Raw genomic sequence first — 22,608 nt, 5'->3', positions numbered from 1 at the left:
CCCAAATCAGTATTGATCGTGCCGCCTTACCCATTCCATCGGATAGCGAAGGCCGTCCTCGTCGCGGCCTTTCGGCACGAGGTCGAGGAAGTGATAGGCACCGTTCACCATCTCGACGCCGCGCGCGTAGCAGGAGTAGGTGTGGTACACCTCGCCCGGCCCGCTCCTGTAAAAGACGCTGACGCCGACCATTTCCGACATGGTGTTCGAACAAATCTCGAAATTGTAATAGGCGCGCCCCGCCGCCTGTTCCTGCGGTGTCGCGGACGCCTGATAGTCGAAGTTGAAGTCGCTGCCGCCCGAGGAGACCCACGGAAAGCTCCAGCCCATGCGCCGCCGGTAGGCATCGATCTTTTCCAGCGGCGCGCGCGAGATCGCCGTGAAGGTCACGTCGCGCTGGGCGAGATGAACCGGAATGCCGTTGAAATTGTCGGCCCAGAAGGAACAGGACTTGCAGCCCTCCTGCCAGTCCGGCCCCAGCATGAAGTGATAGACGAGGAGCTGCGAGCGCCCGGCGAAAAGGTCCTCCAGCGTCAGGACGCCCTCCGGCCCGTCGAAGCGGTAAGCCTTCTCCACCCGCTCCCAGGGCATCGCCATCCGTTGGCGGGTCAGCGCCTCGCGCTGGCGGGTGAATTCCTTTTCCGCGGCGAGCAGCGCCAGCCGGGCCTTCAGCCAGTCCTCATGTGAAACGACTTGATTGCGCATCGTGAAACGCCTTTCTTCTCTAGCGATGCACCAAACGTAAGGGGTGGTCGCCGCGAAGCGGGAGTTACAAGTGTGACGGGAATTGCATGGACTCGATGATCATCGCCGCCGCCCGGGCGCTCGCAACCGGCGATCCGCTCGGCGCGTTGAGCCGCGTCGCGCTGCGTGACGACGCACCGGCCCTGGCCCTGCGCGGCATCGCCATGGCGCAGCTCGGCGATCTCGAGCGCGCGAAGGCGCTGCTGAAGAACGCCGCTCGCGCCTTCGGGCCGCGCGAGCCGATGGCGCGGGCGCGCTGCGTCGTCGCGCAAGCCGAGATCGCCCTCGTCTCGCGCGACCTTGCCTGGCCGGTGAAGGCGCTCGCCGCTGCCGAGGCGACGCTTGCGGCCCATGGCGACCGGCCCAACGCCGCCCATGCCCGGACACTCGCCATCCGCCGCCTGCTCCTGATCGGCCGGCTCGACGACGCCGCAGCGCAGCTCGCCACGCTCGATCCCGCAGCATTGACCCCGCCGCTTCGGGCCGCGCATGCCCTCGCCGCTGCCGGCATCGCGACCCGCCGCCTGCGCACGGCAACAGCCCGCGAGGCCTTTGCACGCGCCGCGGAGGCCGCCCGGCACGCCGGCATTCCCGCCCTTGTTCAGGAGGTGGAGGACGCGGCCGCGATCCTGCAAAGACCGACCGCCCGCGCGATCGCGGATGGCGAGGAGCGCCTTCTGCTGCCCGCCGAGGTCGAAGCGCTGCTGGCAACCGACAGACTGGTGGTCGATGCCTGCCGCCATGTCGTGCGCTGCGGCGAGACCCGCATCTCGCTGGCCACGCGGCCGATCCTGTTTGCGCTGCTGCGCACGCTCGCCGAGGCCTTTCCCGCCGATGCCAGCCGGGAACACCTGTTGCTCCGCGCCTTCCGGGCCCGGCATGCCGACGAATCCCACCGGGTACGCCTGCGCGTCGAAATGGGCCGGCTGCGGGCCGAGCTCGAGCCGCTTGCCGGGGCCACCGCCACGAAGGACGGTTTCCGGCTGCTGCCCCGTGGCGGGCGGGCCGTTGCCGTGCTGGCGCCGCCGCATGACGAACCGCATGCCGATGTGCTGGCCCTCTTTGCCGATGGCGAGGCCTGGTCGAGCTCCGCACTCGCCATCGCGCTCGGCACGAGCGCCCGCACCGTGCAGCGCGCACTCGAACAGCTTTCCGCCGCCGGCAAGGTGCAGGCTGTCGGCCGCAGCCGCAGCCGGCGCTGGCTGACGCCGGTGCCCGGCGCTTTCTCGACACTCTTGTTACTCCCGGGTCCGCTGCCCGGCAGCTAGAAACGGAACGCGCACCAGTTCGCGGCAGTCTTGCGGCGGCGACATGCGCAAGACCAGGGGCTGAAGCACACGGCGCCGATCCCGGCAATCGCCCCGACACGACGGGACCACCGCATCAACGGTTCAAAGGAGACAAGCATGACCACGTCCAAAGCAGACATTCTGCGCGAATACGGCCCCTTCCCCGGCGTGGACCAGGTCCACGGCGTCACCTTCGACGGCAAGGCCGTCTGGTTCGCCTCGGGCGACAAGGTCAACGCGCTCGATCCGGACGACGGCCGCGTGCTGCGCGCGATCGACCTTTCCGCCCATGCCGGCACCGCCTATGACGGCCGCCATCTCTTCCAGATCGCCGAGGACCGCATCCACAAGATCGACCCGGCCTCCGGCGCCATCGTCTCCACCATCCCCGCCCCCGGCAACGGCGGCGATTCCGGCCTCACCTGGGCGGAAGGCTCGCTCTGGGTCGGCGAGTACCGCAGCCGGCAGATCCACGAAATCGACCCGGAAACCGGCGCCGTGCGACGCACCATCGAGAGCAACCGCATGGTGACGGGCGTCACCTGGGTGGACGGCGAGCTCTGGCACGGCACCTGGGAGGGCGAGGAAAGCGACCTGCGTCGCCTCGACCCAAAAACCGGCGCCGTGCTCGACACCATCACCATGCCCGCCGGCATCGGTGTCTCCGGCCTCGAATCCGACGGCGCCGACCGCTTCTTCTGCGGCGGCGGCAACAGCGGAAAGATCCGCGCCATCCGCCGCCCGCGCTGACGGATGCCGGACGCGGCTGGCAATGCAACGAACACGGGTGCCGCCATCCTTCTGAAGGCGTGGCGGCACCGATAGCCCGGCGCGGCGTGGAGCACAGGATACGCCCGTTGATCGAGCGGACAGCCGCCTCACGAGGCCAAAAAACACGGCCTGCATTTCCCGCCCCCGTGAAACCGGAGAATTCTTTTCGCTACAACCCATCCGACACTTGCCATCGCGAGCTCAACCTCATACTCCTCTACTTTTAAGGGAATTCAACCAAAAATGGCCATCGTCCAAGATGCGCCACAAACAGGGAAGAACCGCCATGACTATCCTGGTAGGCACCGAAACCATGGTCAACACACACTTGCCGGGCCAGCAGCTGGAGCCATCCGTTGCAATGCTCAAGGACGGCGGCTGGGTGGTGACATGGCAATCCTGGGGACAGGACGGCTCGAACGACGGCGTCTACCAACAACGCTACAAACCGGATGGAACGCCAGACGGCGTCGAAGTGCTGGTAAACACGACGACCGCCGAATCGCAGTATCAACCTGCGATAACCGCCCTCAAAGACGGCGGCTGGCTTGTGACGTGGGTCGGCGATGAAGCAGGCGGCCCGGAAATCTACCAGCGGCGCTACGATGCAGACGGCACTGCGACGACCGCCGTGGGAGAGGTCATCAATACGGACGTGGGCAGCGTACAGGAAATGCCCACCGTGACCGCGTTGCCCAATGGTGGCTGGGTCGTCGTGTGGGCATCTCGGAACGATGGCGCCGGCAATGGCCACGGCATCTTCCAGCAACAGTATGATGCAAATGGCGATCCGACCACGCTCGCACAAGTTCGTGTCCACACCACACTTGCCGGAAACCAAACCAAGCCTTCCGTCGCCGTGCTGGAGGACGGCGGGTGGATCGTTACCTGGCAGTCACCCGACGCCGACGGAACCGGCATCTACCAGCAGCGTTTTAAGGCCGACGGCACCCAGGAAGGCGTGGAAACGCCTGTCAACAGCCTTACGGCGGGCGCACAGGCCAATGCCATCGTCACGGGGTTGAAGGACGGCGGCTGGGTCGTCGCCTGGCAATCACCCGATACAAATGGAACCGGCATCTACCAGCAAAGATACGACAAGGACGGCAACGCCCTGGGGTCAGGGGAAACGCAGGTCAACACGACCTCGACAGGCGATCAGAAAAATGCGTCCATCACCGCCCTGACCGATGGCGGATGGGTGGTCGCCTGGCAAAGCGCCAACGACATTTACCTACGCCACTATAATTCGAGCGGCACGGCAGTCGGAAGCGAGGTCCTCGTAAACGACATAACGGCGAGCGATCAGGAATTCCCGTCCGTAACGGCGCTACCGGGTGGCGGCTGGGTGGTCACCTGGCAGAGTTTCAAAATGGGTGTGCCTGGAGAATTCCAGAACATCGTCCAGAAGACCTACTTCGGCGTCAACGACGCCCCCACCGGGACCAATGCAACCCTCACGGCGAAGGAAAACACGGCCTATAGTTTCAAGGTCGCCGATTTCGGCTTTTCCGATACCAACGGCAACAGCCTGTCCGGTGTAAAAATAACGACGCTCCCGACGAAGGGCACTGTCCTTCTGAACGGCATTGCCATCACGGCAGGGCAGACGATCGCGGTTGCAGATATCACCGCCGGGAAATTGACCTGGGAGCCCCCGGCGGGCGAGGACGGCACCGCCCTGACGACGATCGGCTTCAAGGTCATTGACGACGGGGGCACCGATCACAACGGCAGGGATATCGACCAGACCGAGCGCGTTATCACCTTCAACGTGACACCGACGCCGACGACACCCGACACGGACAAGGGCAAGATCCTCATCGGAGGCGATGGCGACGACCGGTTCACCGGAACGAACTGGGCGGACCTGCTCTCCGGCAAGGGCGGAGACGACCATCTCGACGGTGGCGCTGGCAACGATACATTGTGGGGCGGGGAAGACGACGACCTGCTGAAGGGCGGCAGCGGCAACGACATTCTCGGCGGCGGCCCGGGCGCCGACACGCTTTTCGGCGGTGGTGGCGACGACAAGCTCTATGGCGGAAAGGATAGCGGCGCCGACAGGCTCTACGGCGGCGACGGCAAGGACAAGCTCTGGGGCGGCGGCGGCAACGACAAGCTGTATGGCGGCGATGACGACGACACCCTGGGCGGCGGCGCCGGCGACGACCTTCTCGGTGGCGGCAGCGGCAACGACATCCTCTATGGAGGCGCGGGGAGCGACCAGATTTATGGCGGCACCGGCGATGACCGGATTCATGGCGGTCCCGGCAACGACGAGCTCTGGGGTGGAGCCGGCAACGACATCTTCATCTTCCGGGAGAAGACCGGCAAGGACCGCATCATGGATTTCACCCGCGGTCAGGACAAGATCGACCTCTCGGCCTTTTCGACCCGCACGAACCCGCTGGATTTCAACGACATCAATATCCAGACGACAGCGTCAGGCGTGGTCGTCTCGATCAATGGAATCCAGGTCACGCTGGAAGGCCAGAAAAGCCTCAACAGAGATGACTTCATTCTCTAGGGTCGAGCGGGCAGCCGGCGCAGCTGTTGTTCTACGATAGCGCCCGAGCCGAAGCGTCACCGCTTCGGCTCGGAAATCCCCTAGAGACCATGGCTACCATCGTAGCCGTTGACCGGCGGCGGCGCCCAGCCGGCCGGCAGGGTTTTCGGCTTGTAGATTTCGACGACCATGGGGTAACACGCCGCCGTGTCGGACGAGTGCTGCGCAGAGCAATCCCCACCCGGGCAGGCCGACATGCAGCCGAGAAGATCGATCTCGGCGAAAAACTCCAGATAGTCGTCCGGCCGCACCGGGCTCGCCTTCATGAAATACTGGCCGGTATCGCGCGTGAAGCCGGTGCACATGAAGACGTTCAGCACGTCGTGCACATAGGTTTCCGCCTCGCGCAGCGCCATGCCGGTCTTCGCCGCAAAGGCGCGGGTGAGGTTCGAGTGGCAGCAATGGTGATACTGCCCGCCGTGGCTGAGCAGGTTGTGCGTATAGGGGTCGCAGCGCGTGCCGATCACGTCATGCACTGCGCCGCCGAACGCGTCGAAGCCGTACCAGTCGAGCGTGTCGTGCGTGATCGTCGCGATGGGGCGCAGATAGGGAAAATTGGAAAAGAGCTGGTCGCCGAGGCCGACATGGGTGCCGGCGAGCGCGCGTGTCTTGCCCGTGTAGAGCCGTTCCTTCAGATCCTGCGCATTGAAGAGGTTGAGGTCGCCCACCTGCGGCCCCTCGCTGCAGACAAGACGGCAGAAATGTCCGGCCGGCACCGACCAGGTGGCGGCCTCGCGCGGCGGTATGACGACCGTTTCGACAAGCGTCAGGTCGTCCCGGAGCGCGCGATAGGCCGCAAGGTCGGGACGCGGCAGGGTCTCGACCGGATAGCAGATCACCGGCTTGATCGCCTTGCGGGCGGCGGCGTCGCCGGGCGCCGCCGTGATGGGGGTGGGCTTCATCTTTCAGTCTCCATGTCGTGTCGCGCCGCCACCACAGGCATTGCGAGCCGCCGGCGACTATAGCCGGTTCCCGCCATCTGTCAGCCGTCCTTCGCCGACCCCGCACGTCGCGATACAGGCGGATTTTTCCGGGAACCTTGCGGCACCGCCGGCATCCAATATGGTCCCGGAAGGAGAACAAGCATGCCCGTCTTGTCCAATGCCACCCCCGCCGCCGCCATCGAGGACGAAGCTCGCCTCGTCGCGCGCGCGGCCGCTGGCGACGCCGATGCGGTCCGCCGCATCATCAAGCACCACAACCAGCGCCTCTACCGTCTCGTGCGGGCCGTCATCCGCAACAATGCAGATGCGGAGGATGTGCTGCAGGAGGCCTATCTGAAGGCCTTCGCCCATCTTCAGGGCTTCAACGGCGAGGCCTCGCTGTCGACCTGGCTGTCGCGCATCGCCCTCAACACCGCCCTAATGCGCCTTCGCGCCGAGAAACGGCTGAAGCGCGCCGCGCCCCCGGCCGGCCCGACACAGGCCGAGATCATCCCCTTCCCGCTTGCCTCCTCCATCGAGGACCCGGAGCGCCTCATGGCCCAGCGACAACTCCTGCACCTCGTCGAGGAGGCGACCGACGCGCTTCCCGAAGCTTTCCGCCTCGTCTTCGTCGCCCGTGTCATCGAGGGCCTCAGCGTCGAAGAGGCCGCCGCGCTGCTCGACCTGCCGCCGGCCACCGTCAAGACACGGCTTCACCGCGCCCGCAAGCTGATCCGGGCACGGCTTGAGGCGCAGATCGGCCCGGTGCTGATCGACGCCTTCCCCTTTGCCGGCGCGCGCTGCGACCGGTTGACGGAGGCCGTCATTGCAAAACTCGGCCTTGCAGGCTGACGGGAACCCCGGCGGCGATGCGGCATCCAATGCTGCGTTACCGAAACAGGACCGGCACCGCCGGCCAAGGAGAAACCCGATGAAGACCCTCATGACCACGCTCGGCGCCGCCTGCCTTGCCCTTGCCGCCTCCCTCGCCGGCGCTGCCGACAAGCCGACCGATCCCGAGATCGCCCATATCGCCTATAGCGCCGGGCTCATCGACGTGGAGGCCGCCAAGCTCGCTTTGTCGAAGACGAAGAATGCCGATGTGCTCGCCTTCGCCCAGTCGATGCAGAAGGACCACGAGGCCGTCAACGACATGGCCCTTGCCCTCGTCAAGAAGCTGAACGTGACGCCGCAGGACAACGCCACCAGCCAGGCCCTTGCCAGGGCCGCCGAGGACAAGCGCGCCGAACTCGCCAAGCTCGACGGCGCGGCCTTCGACAAGGCCTATATCAACAACGAGGTCGCCTATCACGGCGAGGTCAACAAGGCGCTGGAAGCCCTGCTCATCCCCTCCGCGGAAAATGCCGAGCTGAAGAGCCTGCTCGAAACCGGCCTGAAACTCTTCCAAGGCCACCAGCAGCACGCCGAACATGTCGCGGCCGCCCTGAAATGACCCTGCCCTCCCTCAACCGGCGGCAGCTCCTTGCGACAGGCGCAGCCGTCCTCGCCAGCCATGCGCTTGCCCGCGCCCATAACGGCACCGTGCACGTCGCCATCGAAAAACTCGCCTTCCTGCCCGCCGACATAAAGGTCAAGGCCGGCGAGACCATCGAATGGACCAACCGGGATCCTTTTTCCCACACCGCCACCGTCAAGGGCGGCTGGGACATCCTGATCCCACCCGGCAAGACGATCACGCACGTTGCCACCGCTGACGACAGCGTCGCCTACTACTGCCGCTTCCACCCCAACATGAAGGGAACGATCACCATCATTGCCTGACACCCTGCGCGCCGGGTGCGAACACAAGGCATACCCGGCCGACATTTGCAGCAGGGCAACGCCTTCCCCGGAAGGCGTTGCTTCCCCCCATCATCCGGCCTGCCTCCTGCAAACCTCAGCCGTCCGCGCGATGCAGTGTTCAGACGGCAATAATATTTACGCCTCCTAATGAAGCTGCTACTGTGACGCCTTCATTTCAGGCACTGCAGCACATTCACCGTTGGTCTTTCCCTCGAGGAACTGGTCATGCTCGTGAAAACTTTGCTCGCGTACGCAACGCTGGCGCTCGGCCTGTGCCTTTCATGCGCCTCCGCCAGCGCATCCACCACGACGCAGACGATCCCCGCCGATACCTGTCAGGAGATGGCGGCCGGCGGCTCCCAACCTCTCGACAGCGCACCGGAAGGCAAGGTTGGCAGGCTGGCGCTGGTGATCGGTAACGCGGCCTATGGCGGCGGCATCGCACCGCTGCGCAATCCGGCCCGGGATGCCGCCGCGGTGACGGATGTGCTGCAAAAACTGAACTTCACCGTCTTCGTGGCGCTGGACGCCCGCGGTGCGACCATCCGCGACTGTGTGTTGCGCATGCAATCCGCCCTGTCGCCCGACGATATCGCCCTGGTCTACTATTCCGGACACGGCATACAGATCGATGACCGCAACTACATCGTCGCGACGGATGCCGAGGCCGGCGGCGCCCTTTCCGATGCCTTCGTCTATATCGACGAGATCATCGATGGCGTGAAGGCGAAGTCCGCCTCCATCCTCGTTTTCCTTGACGCCTGTCGCAACAATCCGTTCGCGCGCGAGGACGCCCAGGGCCTGTCGGCATCAACCGGCCGCAGCCTCGCGCGGGGGCTGGCAAAGGTGGATGCCAACACGCCGGGCGCGAGACAGGAGGCGCGCGGGATTTTCGTCGCCTACTCCACGTCGCCCAACGCGACGGCCTCGGATGGCGAGGGAGACCTGAGCCCGTTCACAACAGCCTTTGTCACGGCCGTCAAGACGCCCGGTTTTTCCGTCCAACGCGCCCTCAGCGAGGTCTCCCGAAGCGTCGGCGAAGCGACGGACTGGTCCCAGACACCATGGATAAAATCGTCGCTCACCGCCGAAATCCTGCTGAACGGCACGATGACATTCGAGGACGCGCAGTCGGCCTCCGAAAACCACGCGGGAGCATCGAAACGGCTTCTCGGGAGGGGCGATGTCGAGGGCGCGATCGTGGAGGCTTTCCGGGGCCTTCCGCAGAGCATCGACGACAGGACCGCGGAACAGTTTCCCTTTGCCTATCAGGCGCTGACGGCGGCCACGCGCTCGAGCAGCATCGTCCTTCCCGTTCCCGCGAACAACATCCACGTCGTGGTCGCCAATGTGGGTGGCGACCGGGCCGTCGTCGCCTCCGTCGACCGCGAATATCGTGGCGTCGGAAAAGGCACGCTGGAGATCTGGGACACCGGCACGAAGACGGTGATCGGCATTCTGGGCGAGGTGGGAACCGCGGTCCCCAGCGTAAAATTCTCGGCGGACGGATCCCGCGTTGCCGCCTATCTCGGCAAGGGGATCACCAAGGTCGCCGATGCGGCGACGGGCAAGACCATCTCCACCATCAAGCTTTCCGCAGACCATCTGGGCCCGGCCTATGGTGGCTTCAATCCCCCCGTCCTGGTGTTCAGCCCGGATGGCGCCGTTCTTGTCGGAACGCTCCACAAACAGGGTCTCGCCCTGGTGCAGGGCTGGGACGTGAACAGCGGCGCCAAGCGGTTTGAGTTCGACCTTGGAACGAAATGCAACGGACTGGCCAATACGGCGGGTTGGGCATTGACCCGGGGCTTTGCGGTCCTGAGTGCCGACGGCGCCTCCCTTTCGTTCGTCTGCACGAACACCTCTACCAATGTGCCCAAGCTGCTCGTCTTCGGGCACTGGTCGCTCGTGCAGAACAGCCTGGTCGGTTCTGGGGTCGTTCCGGTTTCGAAGGAGCTCTATCCGATAGCCTTCGGCTTCAGTGCGGATGGGACGCGGATGGTCGCCACGCAACTCGACAACGGCGGATCCTATGAAATCCTCCTGTTCGATACACAGACCGGACAACAGATCGGAAAGGTGGAGAAGGGTCTCTACGCCTCCTTCTCGCCGGCGGGCGATCTCTATTCCGTCGTTGGCCAGACAGGCGCCGCCATCTTTTCGGCAAAGGATGGCAGGCGCGTCCAGGAGATGGCCGACTATGCCTACACCGTACCGGCGGCGTTTCGCGAACATGGGGAGAAGTTTGCCGACTACATCCTCCTCGACAACGACATGTCGACGCTGACGCATGACGTGTGGTGGCAGCCGCCGGATGGCCTTACCGTCGCGGACGCCGCACGCGCGCGGCTGACGGCCGAACAAAAGAACGAGGCCAAAGCCGGCGCCCTCGCCTACACCGAAATTCCATGAGGCCACACACGCATACATTCCGAGGCAAAAACGCCTCTTCGAAAACAGGCGATCGGGACCGCAGCTGAGCCGTTTTCGGATCGCTTGTGCCTGCCGGCGGGCAACATCCCCATCGGCCGACGGGGGGATACCACGACCGTCAGCACGCCCCGCCCGGGCAGCCACTGGACGACCACATGGCATGGCAACCATCTCTTCCACGCCGTGGTCGCTTCCCGGCCGATGCCGTCAAAGCTGATACCGCAACGTCTAGAGGATGAAATCGCTGGCTTTGAGGTCGATCACCCTGTCGAGAACGATGGTGAAATCGGCCTTGCCGTCTCCGTTGACGTCACCATGGATATACGTGTTGCCCGCCTTCGTCTCGTAGCGCAGTTCCCCGGCCTTCTTGTGGAACTTTTCATCGCCGATGAAATCGAAGGACTGGTTCGCAGAACTCTTCGTGCTGGCATCGATAGCCTTCAGGTCGATCTTGTCGCCCTGGCTGCGGCTGAAATCGAGGATCGTGTCGCGGCCCGAGGAGGCAACCGTTGTTTCCATGATGGACTTGAAGACGAACGTATCCGCACCGGAGCCCCCCGATAGTTTGTCCGCGCCCTGCCCGCCATAGAGCCTGTCGTTTCCAGCGCCGCCGTTCAGCTTGTCGTTGCCCGCCCCGCCATCAAGCGTGTTCCGGCCGGCATTGCCGGTCAGCGTGTTGGCAAGGCTGTTGCCGGTTCCGTTGATGTTGTCCCTGCCCTCCAGCGTCAGGTTCTCGACATGGCTGGACAGCGCGTGGCTGACGGCGGACTTGACGAGGTCGATACCCTCATCCGCCTTCTCGACGACGACATCGCCCTTTCCGACGATATAGGTGTCGTTGCCCTCGCCGCCGACCAGGCGGTCCGCGCCACCCTTGCCGTCAAGCACGTCCTTTCCGGCATAGCCATAGAGAACATCGGCCCCCTTGCTGCCGTCCAGCCTGTCGTTGCCGTCCGTGCCCTTGACCACATCGGGCGAGACGCCGCGGACGGTGACCTTGAGGTCGGCCGTGGCCGTGCCGCCGTGGCCGTCAGACACGGTGTAGCGGATGACGACCGTACGGCTCTCCCCTTCGGCAAGGTTCTGGTTCGGCGCGCTCGTCGGGTCGTAGACCAGACGACCGTTCTCGATCGAGACGGAACCGAAGCCCGAGCGCACGGAGGCGGAAACGAGGCTCAGCGCATCGCCCTCCTCGTCCCGTGCGGCGGCCAGCACATCGACGGTCAGTTTCTTGTCTTCGGCCGTCGCGGCCGTGCCGTTGGAGGGCAGCTCCGGATCGTCGTTGACGGCGGTGACGGTAAGCATGAAATCGACGAAGGCGGTTCTGGCGCTCCCGTCCGTCGCGGTCACGCGCACGGTGATGCCGCTCGCATCGCCCGTCGGCGGCGTTCCGGAAAAGGTCCGCGTCGCCGGATTGAACACCAGCCAGCTCGGCAGGGCATTGCCGTTGGAGAGCTTTGCCGAATAGCTGAGCGTGTCGCCGGCATCGGCATCCGCAAAGGTGTTGGCCGGCACGGTGTAGCTGAAGGCCCGGTCCTCCGTCGCCTGCTGCGCCGCGATCATGCCCACCACCGTTGGCGCATCGTTGACGTTCTGCACCGTCAGGGTGAAATCGATGAAACCGACCGTCCGGTCTTCGTCGATCGCAAACAGGCGAATGGTGACCTCCCCGACATCGTCATTGTCGGGCGTGCCGGAAAAGGTCCGTGTCGCGGGATCGAAGGTGAGCCAGGCCGGAAGCGGGTCATGGTTCGTCAGAGACGCGGCATAGGTCATCGTGTCGCCGGCATCGACATCGATGAACGTATTGGCGGGAAGGGTGAGGCTGAACGCCGTATCCTCGCTCGCCACCTGAGCAGCGATCGTCCCGTTCGGCTCCGGCGGATCGTTGACATTGTCGACCGTCAGCGTGAAATCGACGGAAACGCTTTCGCCGCCCCCATCGGTCGCGATGACGCGGATGCTGATCTCCCCGACATCGCCGTTCTCGGGCGTGCCGGAGAAGGTTCGGGTCTCGGGATCGAATTCCAGCCAGGCCGGCAGGTCGTCGCCATTGGCGAGCGTTGCCGTAAAGGTCAGCCGATCGAGCGCGTCGGCATCGGAGAAGGTGTTTGCGGCGAAGGTGAAGCTGAAGGCGCTGTCCTCCGTCGCCTGCTGCGCCGCGATCGTGTTGCCGACGGTCGGCGCGTCGTTGCCGACCCAAAAGGTGCGCTGGTAGAGGCCGAGCCCGTCGCCGTCCTGCCCGGCGGATTGCCAGGTCACGACCCAGCCGCCGTCCGGCAGGGCGGTGACCTTGATGACCTTCTGGTCGCCCTCCGTTTCGCCGTTGACCCGCGTCTCGCCGCCGACCGGCTGCCCGTTGGCACCATAGACCTGCTGGTAGACACCCAAGCCGCTGCCATCCTGATTGGTCGACTCCCAGGTCACGACCCAGCCGCCGCCCGTCAGCGCGACGACGGAGTGAACATATTGCCAGCCCTCGACGGTCGTATTGACCATCGTTTCCGGGCCAAGCGCATCGCCGTTGGCGTCGTAGACCCTCTGGAAAAGGCCGTTGCTCGTCCCCGCGCTGGTGTCGTCGTCGCCGACCCACGACACGACCCAACCGCCGCCTTCCAGAAGCGCTATCTGCACGAAGTTCTGCGGACCGTCACTGCCGCGATTGATCTGCGTGACGGTGCCAGCGTTGCCATTTTCATCATAGACCCGCTGATAGACCTCGCTGTTGAGCCCGCTTCCCGCGCTCCAGGCGACAATCCAGCCTCCGCCAGGGCGGACGATGACTTCATAGTACGGACCGTTGAGCGTCGACCCGCCCGTGTTCACGCCCTCGTTGGAACCGACCAGCGCACCATGCTCGTCAAAGACCTGCTGGTAGAGATTGTAGTCGCTTGCCACCCATGTCGCGACGAAGCCGCCGTTTGCGAGTGGTGTGACCTTGGCGTTCTCCCAGAAAAGGCTCGACGTCTGGGTATCGACGCGCATTGCCGGCATGACCGGGTTGCCGTCGGCGTCGAATGTCGCGACGTGAACGCCTTTCGAGATAAAATAATCGGTCGACCAGATAGCCGCCCAGCCGCCATCCGGTAGGGCGACGATCTGCGCATCCTGCGGCCTGCCGAATTGAACGGCAATCACCAGGCTGGGGCCTGCCGTTCCATCAGCCTGAAAGATTTGCGCCTGAAGGCTTTGATAGGAGATACCCCACATCGTCACCCAGCCGCCGTCGGTGAGCGCAACGACCTGCGGCGCCTCGAAATTTACGGCCGACCCGAGATCCGGACTGACCCGCGTCTCGGACCCGGCCGGCTCACCATGGGCGTCATAGGCCTGCTGGTAGATGTCATGGCCCTGCTGCCAGGTCACCACCCAGCCGCCATTGGAGAGTGCCGTGACGCTCTGCGCGGTCTGGTTCCCGCCGGTCGTGGTGTTGATCCGGCTTTCCGTCGTACTTCCAAACATAACGTTCCCCAAAATGTCATTCCCCTGCACAACGGGCGGCGCCAGTCCCGATGCCGGAAATCGTGTCCCCGCTGCCGTGGCGTCGTGTTGGCAACCAAAGCGTCCCGCGGGCGGGCGCTCGAAACCACGCTGTCGCTATCGACATTCGTCGGCCGCCGCCCTCGGCCAAGGCACGAATGCCGTTCCCCATTCCCGTGCGCGACATAGATAATCCCGCCGCCAGCGAAGGTCCTGATACGGCCGCCCCAGCTTTCTGAAATTTTCTGATTTTTTCTGAAACGACAGGCGAAGCGCTGAACTGGTCCCGCAAGTGCCCTCCTCCGGAGCCACGCTTCGGTGGTTTGCGGCCACGGCGGGTTCTCTTTGTTTGCGCTACAGCGCGGCGGACCGCTGCCTCCGTCAAGCAAACGGGCCGGCAGGATTTCGCCACGGCCCGCGCCATTCTTGACAAACACCGCGCCGGTAAGCCCGGCGATGGCGATGCGTCGGTTGCGCGCGCAAGGCTACCCCTGTGCGCAATCCAAATGCCATGGTGCGTCTTGATGAGGCCCTGGGAGCACTCGCTTGCGGAGTGTTATAATCGTACTGGGTGTGCTCGCAGGCCTCTTCACACACGAAGCCAGCATAAATGGAAAGAAAGCATCGCTTAATTTTTCTAAAAGGAAAAAATGTGTTGCTATTTTTTTCCTAATTCCTATTCTCCCCTCATCGAGCCAGCCATACAAGAAGGACAGAATGCGCGCTGTATTGGACCGGATAGACAGGCACCTCACGAAACTGCTGTCGGACGACGGTCGTGACGGGGTCAATGATTTGGCGGAGCGTCTGGGCCTCAGCCCCCCGACCGTGCGGGCGCGCCTGAAATCCTTGATCGAGCGGAACCTGCTGAAGATCGTCGGCGTGCTGAACATATCGGAGCGGCCCGAACTCGTGTGCGCGATGGTTGGCATCCGCGCAAATGGCCATGGCCGGCTGAACGAGATTGCCAAAAAGATTTCCGAATTGCCCTATGTGGCCTCCGTCAGCCTCGTGACCGGCCGCTACGACATCATTGCCGAAGTGCTGTTCGAAGGGGACATGGACGAACTCTACCGGGTTACCAGCGAGCTGCTGCCCGGCCTGGAGGAACCAGGCGTGATCCGCAGCAGCGAAACCTTCGTGGTGATGAAATCACACAACAAATGGCTCAGCTTGCCGAAAGGCGTCTGGGACGACGAAATCGGCAGAGACGACCTCGCTGCAGATCCGGGCCGGGAGTGATGGGCGGCCTGTAGGAAGCAAAGGCCGGGAGGTCCGGTATTTCAATAAATGGGAGAGGATGAATGAGCAAACTCAATGCGTTTGTTCTGACGGCGACGCTTGCCGTCATGACACAGGCCGCAGGTGCAACTTCGGTCAATGCCGGCACGCTGGACGACATCATTGCACGCGGCGAATTGCGCGTCGCAGTGCAAACCCAGGGGCCTCCCTTCTCGTTCATGGACAAGAGCGGCAACAGGACCGGCAGCGCCATCGATCTGACAACGCTGATGGCAAAGGAGATGGGCGTCAAGGTCGTTTATCTCGACTTCGACTGGGACGGCCTGCTGCCGGCGCTGATGTCCGGCAAGGCAGACATTCTCGCTGCAGACATGACGCCGACGCTGGCGCGCGCAACCAAAGTCGGTTTTACCAAGCCTTTCATGTATGTTGGCGCTGTCGCCTTCAGCAAGGGCGACGGTGCGTTCAAGACCGTCGAGGATTGCAGGGCGCCCGGCACGACGATCGCGGTGCTCCTCGGTTCGACCGGCGAGAAACTCGCTCCGGTGGCATTCCCGCAAGGCCAGGTCAAATCGTTCAAGGGCTCGGGTACCCTGCTCCTGGACGCGGTCGCTTCAGGCCAGGCTGATTGCGGACTGAACGACAGCTCGGCCGTCGCGGCGCAAACGGCCACATACGGTGCCGGCACGTTCACGGTTTTTCCGGACCTCCTTTCCAAGGAACCGCTGGCCTATGCCGTGCGATACGACTCGATGGATCTCCTTACCTGGGCAAACCTGTTCATCGACAACACCACGCTCGACGGGCGGCTTCAGGAAAACCTCAACTATTGGGTAAACTCGGACAAGTGGAAAGCCGAGCACTAGAGTCCGTCAGCGTCGTACTGAATCTGACAGCTTCAGCGTTCTTTGTTTTCGTTTGTCTTCTCGGGCAAGCCGGATTCCACTTTTCCCTGACAAACTCTCGTTCCGAGCGCCGACATCACGGGCGGATGACTGCCCGTGATCGCGCGCCGCATCCTGCCTTGAAAATCGGTGCCATGTTTGGAAACCTGAATACGCGTGTGATGCTGGAATATCTGCCGGACATCTGGCAGGGTTTTCTCGCGACGCTCCTGTTGTCGGCTGCCGGTTTTGCCGGGGCCATTGTTCTCGGCATCATTGCCTGCACTCTCAGCATCCAGCCGCTGCGCTGGCTCAAATGGCCTGCCGTGGCCTATGTCGATGCAATTCGCGCGACACCGTTGTTGGCGCAGCTCTACTTTCTGTATTTCGGATTGCCCCGCCTCGGCATTCTGGTGCCGGAAATCGTGATCGGGGTCATCGCGCTGTCCTTGAACTCCGGTGCCTACGTCGCCGAAATTGTCCGCTCGGGGATTCTCTCGATCCAGCGCGGGCAGATCGAGGCGGCGATGAGCACCGGGCTAACCTATCTGCAGCGCATGCGGTTGATTGTCCTTCCGCAAGCCGTGCGGCCCACGGTATCGCCACTGATCGGCCAGGCCATCGTGCTGGTCAAGGACTCATCCCTGCTGTCGCTCATCTCGGTGGTGGAGCTGACGCGCGCCGGGCAGATGATCGCCATCGATCGCTTCATGCCGGTCGAAGGCCTCGTTGCAACGGCACTTGCCTATCTCGTTTTGTACTACACCCTGAAAGCACTGGCGGGCCTTTGGGCACACCAGAGCCAGCATCCCGGCAAGGCCTGAGGGAGGAGCGGAGATGGTATGGTTCCAGATTGACCAGGCAATCGGCTACTGGCCCGTTTTGCTGAAGGGCATCGGCATGACGGTGTCGCTATCCGCGCTGAGCCTTGTCATAGGCGTTGCCGTCGGCTTCGCATTCGGCATCGTTCGCGCGGGATCGCAACGCTGGCTTTCGCAGCTGGTGGGTCTCTATGTGGATTTCTTTAGAGGCACGCCGTTCCTCGTCCAGGTGTTCCTCGTCTTTTTCATTCTGCCCGAAACGGGAATAGAATTGAGCGCCTTCTGGGCGGGCGTGGTCGCCCTGTCGAATGCCGCCGCCTGCTTCATCGGAGAGATCGTCGCATCAGGCATCAAAGCCGTACCGCCGGGGCAATCGGAAGCGGCGGCGGCCTCGGGTCTGACCCGCACCCAGCAGATGCGCCACGTCATCCTGCCGCAGGCCACCCGGATTGTGACCCCGTCCCTCGTCGGGCAGTTCGTGCTGTTGATCAAGGATTCGTCCGTCGTCTCCGCCATCGGCCTGCTGGATCTGACGCGGGTGGGCTGGGTGATGGTGCAGTCGATCCCCAACGGCCTTCTCGTCTTCGCGATCGTGGGCCTGTCGTACTTCGTGATCTGCTACCCGCTGATCTATCTGGCGCGCCGTATGGAAGGCCAGGGCCAGCCCACGGCCCTGTGACGGGAATGCCATGACTGTCACGACCTTGTTCCCACTGGATATCACCCCATGATCGAGTTTCAATCTCTCAACAAATGGTATGGCCCCCTGCACGTCCTGAACGATGTCAATCTCAGCGTTGGCAAGGGGGAGGTCGTCGTGGTCTGTGGCCCGTCCGGTTCGGGTAAAAGCACGCTGATCAGATGCGTCAATGGCCTGGAGACGTTTCAGAAGGGCGGCTTGACCGTCGATGGCGCAAGGCTCGGCACCCCTGAAACGCGGTTGCGCAATCTGCGGATGGAGGTCGGTTTCGTGTTCCAGCAGTTCAACCTGTATCCGCACAAAACTGCCCTGGAGAATGTGGTCCTCGCGCCGGTCCACGTGCGCAAGCTTCCCAGAGCCGAGGCGGAGGCGCGCGGCCGGGCCCTGCTGGAAAAGGTCGACCTCGGCGACAAGATGGGCAACTATCCCCATCAGCTCTCCGGCGGCCAGCAGCAACGGGTCGCTATCGTCAGGTCGCTGGCAATGCAGCCCAAAATCATGCTGTTCGATGAGCCGACCTCTGCGCTGGACCCCGAGATGATCAATGAAGTGCTGGATGTGATGGTGTCGCTCGCGCGGGAAGGCATGACGATGATGGTCGTGACTCACGAAATGGGTTTCGCCCGGCGGGTGGCCGATCGGGTTATCTTCATGGATCGCGGCGCCATCGTCGAAGCTGCAAAACCAGAGATATTCTTCACCGCGCCGCAAAACGACCGGACGCGGGATTTCCTCGGCAAGATCCTGCAGCACTAGGGTCGAAACCCTGTCAATTCGGGTGGGATGTTCCATGCAAACGCGTGTGAATGAAACTGCGCCTTTGGCGATTGCCATCGTTGGCGCGGGCATCGTGGGATGCGCGACCGCTTTCGCCCTGGCCCTCGACGGCCACAAGGTGACAGTGTTCGATCCTGACCTGCCGGGAGCCGGCACCTCCTCCGGCAATGCAGGCGGCATTGTTACCGGCTCCGTGACGCCGACTGCGACGCCGGATGTCCTGCGTGCCCTTCCGTCCTATCTGCTGGATCGGTCTTCCCCCGCGGTCCTTCGCATGCGCCATTCAATTCGCGTGCTGCCTTGGCTTGTGCGCTTCATCCGCGCCGCCAGGCCGGCCGAGGTCGATCGGATCTCGGCGGCACTCCATCCGCTCGTCTCGCAGTCCCTTGCCGCGCATCAAACCCTCGCGTCGCGATGCGGTGCCCAGTCGTTGATTGGCCAGGAGGGTTGGTTGAAGGTCTATGGCTCGCAACAGGAGTTCGAGGCCACCGCGCTGGATCGCCGTCTGATGGATCGTTTTGGGGTTCGCTACACGATCCTCGACCGCAAGGCCCTGACCGATCTGGAGCCAAACCTCGACCCTTCCCTTTGCCTTTTCGGGCTTCATCAATTCGAGAGCGGCTTCGTGCGCAACCCCGGGGCCTTGGCCAACGCCTATCTTGAAGGCGCGTCGCGATTGGGTGCCGTGCATTTGCGCCGGCATGTCAAAGGCGTTGCACGCGGGCCTCAAGCGGGCGCCACAGTCCATGCCGAGGACGGGGTGCGCAGTTTCGATCGTTTGGTCATTGCGGCAGGGGCCTGGTCGGCCAATTTGGTGCGGCAGGTCGGCGACCGCGTAAGCCTGGATACCGAGCGCGGATACCACATCGCATTCGGAGAAGAGACGGGCCGGCTGCTGCGCGGTCCGGTGGTCATCCCACGCTTGTCGCTGGTGCTTTCGCCGATGCACGACGGGGTTCGCCTGGTAAGCGGCGATGAACTCGCCGGGCTGAAGGCGCCGCCGAACTATTCCCGGATACGGGCACTCATCCCGTCGGCCAGAAGCGCTCTTCCCGCCTTGAAAGACAGAATGCCCGTGACCGAGTGGATGGGTTTCCGGCCATCCACACCGGACTCGCTGCCCGTGATCGGCCCGTCACCTCGCAACCCCGATGTTTTCTATGCATTCGGCCATGGCCATCTCGGATTGACGATGGCCGCACGCACGGCGGAACTGGTGCGCGACGGCATGACGGACCGTCGTTCGAAGCCGCAACTGGCGCCCTATCTGATCGACCGCTTTGGCTGAGTGCCGATTTGTGCCCAGAGCCGGTTCGCAGGCCAGTTCCCTCCATGGGTTTGCGCTCGCGGCCGGCAGCAGGAAACGGATCTCGCAGGGCGCCGCCGGTGGAGGTCGACCGCCTTCGTCTACATTTCGGAAAAAATGTGCTTCAGGTTCCGCCCCAGCGTCACGGTCCGCGCGACCATCAGCACGATCATCCCCATCCAAAGACCGTGGTTGCCCCAGATTTGCTGGAGACCATAGGCCGACACGAGGAAGATGGCTGTCGAAATGAACATGCTGTTGCGCAGGTCCCGCGTGCGGATCGCACCGATGAACACGCCGTCGAGCATGTAGCCGAAAACCGAGATGAGAGGCAGGGCGATGACGTAGGGCAGGAACTGGGTAGCTGTGGCGCGCACGTCCTCCTGATTGGTCAGAAGTGCGATGATCTGCGAGCCCGCCACGGCATAGCAAAGCGAAAACAGGAGGGCGACCAGCCCCGACCAAAGGAATGCGGCCCTGATCACCCGGCGCAGCGCTTCCCGGCGGCGGGCGCCGATCGCCGAGCCGACGAGCGTTTCCGTGGCATGCGCGAAGCCGTCGAGACCGTAGGACGTGATGCCGTGGAGGTTCAGGAGAACCGCGTTGGCGGCCAGGATGGCATCGCCTTCCGCAGCGCCGCTGCGGGCGAACCAGCCGAAGCAGATCAGGAGAAGCAGACTGCGCAGGAATATGTCGCGATTGACCGCGACCAGCCGGCGAAAGGCGGCTCCATCCAGCAGGTCCCGCCACGCCAGCGCAGGATTTGCCCTGAATGGCCGAACGATAGCCAGACCGATGATGAAGGCTGCCCACTCGGCAAGAGCGGTGCCGGCGCCGATACCGGCAACGCCCCAGTCGAAGACGAGGACGAGCGCCAGCGTCGCGGCCAGGTTGATCACGTTGAGGGCGATCTGAAGGGCAAGCGAAACCATCACGCGCTGGCGACCGAGGAGATAACCGAGCAGGACGAAGTTCCCAAGAGATGCAGGCGCCGACCAGATTCGGGCAAAGGCATATGCGGCGGCACTCTCGTAGACCGCCTCGCTTCCACCGAGAAGGGCAAGCCCGGTCTCGATGATCGGCTTCTGCAACAGGACGATGGCCCCGCCACCGGCCGCGGCGACGAGAAGGGCCCGCAGCAGGTGCTTGCGCACGAGGGCGCTGTCATCCGCGCCCCAGGCCTGGGCGACCAGACCGGTCGTCGCCATCCGCAGGAAGCTGAAGCTCCAGAAGAGGAAATTGAACAGCACCCCGCCCAGCGCCACGCCGCCCAGGAACCACGGCCCGGGAAGATGCCCCGCCACCATCGTATCGACCAGCGACAATACCGGCTGCGCCAGATTGGCCAGAATGATGGGAAGCGCCAGGGTGAGCATCCGGCGGTTCCAGTTTTCGTGTTGGTCGACAGGTAACGGAATGTTCATTGTTCGAAGGCCCCGGCGGAAACCAAACAGCGGCCGCGTCCGCCTGACCTGATGTCATCGCAATTTCGTGTGCCGGCGTTTCCGATCCGGCCCGCCGGCACGGTTTTCCGCGCTTACCAATCCATGACGACCTTGCCCGAACTGCCCGTGCGCATCGCCTCGAACCCCGCCTGATAGTCATCGATGGCAATCCGGTGGGTGATCAGGCCGGAAACATCCAGCGGCCCCTGAACCAGGGCGATCATCTTGTACCAGGTCTCGTACATCTCGCGGCCGTAGATGCCCTTGAGGTGCAGCATCTTGAAGATGACCTTGTTCCAGTCGATCTCGAATCCGGTCGGGGCGATGCCGAGAATGGCGATCTTGCCGCCATTGTTCATCGCGTCGATCATGTCGCGGAAGGCCGGTGCCGCGCCCGACATCTCGAGGCCGACGTCGAAACCTTCCGTCATGCCGATGGTCGGCATCACGTCCTTGAGCTTTTCCCGCGACGCATCGACGACGTAGCGCACGCCCATCTTGCGGGCGAGTTCCAGGCGGACCGGATTGATATCGGTGATGACGACCTTCCGCGCACCGGCACATTGGGCGACCAACGCCCCCATGATGCCGATCGGCCCTGCACCGGTGACGAGCACGTCCTCGCCGACGAGATCGAAGGACAGCGCGGTGTGCACGGCATTGCCGAGCGGATCGAAGATCGCGGCGATCTCATCCGGAACGTCATCCGGGATCGGCACGACATTCTCCTGCGGTATCGCAAGATATTCGGCAAAGGCGCCCGGCCGGTTGACGCCGACGCCCAGCGTGTTGCGGCACAGGTGCCCCCGGCCCGCACGGCAGTTGCGGCAATGGCCGCAGACGATGTGCCCCTCGCCCGAAACCCGTTGCCCGACCTTGTACTGCGTGACAGCCGACCCGAAATCCGCGATCGTGCCGACGAATTCGTGGCCCGTCACCATCTGGACCGGAACGGTCTTCTGCGCCCACTGGTCCCAGTTGTAGATGTGGACATCGGTCCCGCAGATCGCGGTCTTCCGGATCTTGATCAGGACGTCGTTCGGGCCGATGTCCGGAACGGGAACCTCCTCCATCCAGATTCCCGGCTCGGACTTCGCCTTCACCAGCGCTCGCATTGTGTTCGACATGTGTTCGTCTCAGCCCTTCGTGGCTCACGCCGCCCCGCAAACGGGGCCGTATCTGTTTCAGAATGGGCCGGCAGCACCGCCGCTTCCGGAAGGCGGCTGCCGGCAACCTGCCGTTTATCCGATCACGCCGAGCTCACGCCCGACCTCTGCGAAGACGTCGATGGCCTTGCGGACATCCGCCTCGCCGTGCGCCGCCGACATCTGGGTGCGGATGCGCGCCTGGCCGCGCGGCACGACCGGGAAGGAAAAGCCGATCACATAGACGCCCCGCGCCAGCATGCGCGAGGCCATCTC

18 protein-coding genes and 1 pseudogene are annotated in these 22,608 nt (G+C 63.8%); 13 read left to right on the top strand and 6 right to left on the bottom strand.

Going from position 1 to position 22,608, the window contains the following annotated elements; all coding sequences use genetic code 11:
• Positions 1–6: 6 nt before the first annotated feature.
• The gene (locus AKG11_RS15010; protein WP_050744454.1) at positions 7–705 is read right to left on the bottom strand and encodes a DUF899 domain-containing protein; all 699 of its coding nucleotides are present in this window, start codon (positions 703–705) and stop codon (positions 7–9) included.
• Between the two features lie 86 nt (positions 706–791).
• On the opposite strand from AKG11_RS15010, the gene AKG11_RS15005 reads away from it, so the two are divergent.
• From AKG11_RS15005 to AKG11_RS14995, 3 genes are all read left to right on the top strand, one after another.
• Positions 792–2,012, top strand: a complete 1,221-nt coding sequence (locus tag AKG11_RS15005) for a DNA-binding protein (RefSeq protein ID WP_050744453.1) — start codon at positions 792–794, stop codon at positions 2,010–2,012.
• A 138-nt stretch (positions 2,013–2,150) separates the two neighbouring features.
• Positions 2,151–2,783 (top strand): Vgb family protein, encoded by a 633-nt coding sequence (locus AKG11_RS15000; RefSeq protein ID WP_050744452.1) that lies wholly within the window; start codon positions 2,151–2,153, stop codon positions 2,781–2,783.
• A gap of 280 nt (positions 2,784–3,063) precedes the next feature.
• Positions 3,064–5,334 carry a M10 family metallopeptidase C-terminal domain-containing protein gene (locus AKG11_RS14995; RefSeq protein WP_088016530.1) on the top strand — a complete coding sequence of 757 codons (2,271 nt, stop codon included), beginning with the start codon at positions 3,064–3,066 and terminating at the stop codon, positions 5,332–5,334.
• Between the two features lie 80 nt (positions 5,335–5,414).
• Here the strand turns inward: AKG11_RS14995 and AKG11_RS14990 are convergent, their stop codons facing one another.
• A complete protein-coding gene (locus AKG11_RS14990) occupies positions 5,415–6,275 on the bottom strand; it encodes an urea carboxylase-associated family protein (RefSeq protein WP_050744450.1) in 861 nt (286 codons plus the stop codon).
• 183 nt (positions 6,276–6,458) lie between these two features.
• Here AKG11_RS14990 and AKG11_RS14985 point away from each other — a divergent pair, with 183 nt between their 5' ends.
• The 4 genes from AKG11_RS14985 (at position 6,459) to AKG11_RS14970 (ending at position 10,511) form a co-directional block, all read left to right on the top strand.
• On the top strand, positions 6,459–7,148 hold the full coding sequence (locus AKG11_RS14985) for an RNA polymerase sigma factor (RefSeq protein ID WP_050744449.1): 690 nt from the start codon (positions 6,459–6,461) through the stop codon (positions 7,146–7,148).
• A gap of 79 nt (positions 7,149–7,227) precedes the next feature.
• A complete protein-coding gene (locus AKG11_RS14980; protein ID WP_050744448.1) occupies positions 7,228–7,749 on the top strand; it encodes a DUF4142 domain-containing protein in 522 nt (173 codons plus the stop codon).
• Positions 7,746–8,078 carry a cupredoxin domain-containing protein gene (locus AKG11_RS14975; RefSeq protein ID WP_050744447.1) on the top strand — a complete coding sequence of 111 codons (333 nt, stop codon included), beginning with the start codon at positions 7,746–7,748 and terminating at the stop codon, positions 8,076–8,078. The genes AKG11_RS14980 and AKG11_RS14975 overlap by 4 nt, the downstream gene beginning before the upstream one ends.
• A 246-nt stretch (positions 8,079–8,324) precedes the next feature.
• Positions 8,325–10,511: a caspase family protein gene (locus AKG11_RS14970; RefSeq protein ID WP_050744446.1), complete on the top strand. Its 2,187-nt coding sequence runs from the start codon at positions 8,325–8,327 to the stop codon at positions 10,509–10,511.
• A gap of 249 nt (positions 10,512–10,760) precedes the next feature.
• Here AKG11_RS14970 and AKG11_RS35785 read toward each other — a convergent pair whose 3' ends face one another.
• Entirely contained in the window at positions 10,761–13,994 is a 3,234-nt protein-coding gene (locus AKG11_RS35785; RefSeq protein WP_050744445.1) for a putative Ig domain-containing protein, read from the bottom strand.
• A 735-nt stretch (positions 13,995–14,729) separates the two neighbouring features.
• On the opposite strand from AKG11_RS35785, the gene AKG11_RS14960 reads away from it, so the two are divergent.
• The 6 genes from AKG11_RS14960 (at position 14,730) to AKG11_RS14935 (ending at position 19,724) form a co-directional block, all read left to right on the top strand.
• Entirely contained in the window at positions 14,730–15,254 is a 525-nt protein-coding gene (locus tag AKG11_RS14960; RefSeq protein ID WP_023516600.1) for an Lrp/AsnC family transcriptional regulator, read from the top strand.
• 62 nt (positions 15,255–15,316) lie between these two features.
• Positions 15,317–16,120 carry an ABC transporter substrate-binding protein gene (locus tag AKG11_RS14955; RefSeq protein ID WP_050744444.1) on the top strand — a complete coding sequence of 268 codons (804 nt, stop codon included), beginning with the start codon at positions 15,317–15,319 and terminating at the stop codon, positions 16,118–16,120.
• Between the two features lie 125 nt (positions 16,121–16,245).
• Positions 16,246–16,962, top strand: coding sequence for an amino acid ABC transporter permease (locus AKG11_RS14950; RefSeq protein WP_245290220.1), 717 nt, complete (start codon positions 16,246–16,248; stop codon positions 16,960–16,962).
• Between the two features lie 13 nt (positions 16,963–16,975).
• A complete protein-coding gene (locus AKG11_RS14945) occupies positions 16,976–17,638 on the top strand; it encodes an amino acid ABC transporter permease (protein ID WP_050744443.1) in 663 nt (220 codons plus the stop codon).
• Positions 17,639–17,686: 48 nt separating this feature from the next.
• Entirely contained in the window at positions 17,687–18,415 is a 729-nt protein-coding gene (locus AKG11_RS14940; RefSeq protein WP_050744442.1) for an amino acid ABC transporter ATP-binding protein, read from the top strand.
• A gap of 34 nt (positions 18,416–18,449) precedes the next feature.
• Positions 18,450–19,724, top strand: coding sequence for an NAD(P)/FAD-dependent oxidoreductase (locus tag AKG11_RS14935; RefSeq protein WP_082342446.1), 1,275 nt, complete (start codon positions 18,450–18,452; stop codon positions 19,722–19,724).
• A gap of 119 nt (positions 19,725–19,843) precedes the next feature.
• Here the strand turns inward: AKG11_RS14935 and AKG11_RS14930 are convergent, their stop codons facing one another.
• From AKG11_RS14930 to AKG11_RS14920, 3 genes and pseudogenes are all read right to left on the bottom strand, one after another.
• A complete protein-coding gene (locus AKG11_RS14930; RefSeq protein WP_197283983.1) occupies positions 19,844–21,118 on the bottom strand; it encodes an MATE family efflux transporter in 1,275 nt (424 codons plus the stop codon).
• 161 nt (positions 21,119–21,279) lie between these two features.
• On the bottom strand, positions 21,280–22,314 hold the full coding sequence (gene tdh / locus AKG11_RS14925; protein WP_050744439.1) for an L-threonine 3-dehydrogenase: 1,035 nt from the start codon (positions 22,312–22,314) through the stop codon (positions 21,280–21,282).
• A gap of 114 nt (positions 22,315–22,428) precedes the next feature.
• Positions 22,429–22,608, bottom strand: a pseudogene (locus AKG11_RS14920) (glycine C-acetyltransferase); the annotation flags it as partial.

The sequence above is a fragment of the Shinella sp. SUS2 genome (assembly GCF_001262505.1).
Taxonomy (GTDB): domain Bacteria; phylum Pseudomonadota; class Alphaproteobacteria; order Rhizobiales; family Rhizobiaceae; genus Shinella.
The sequence above is the reverse complement of the archived record's forward strand: the minus strand, read 5'-3'. Positions and strand labels throughout refer to the sequence as shown.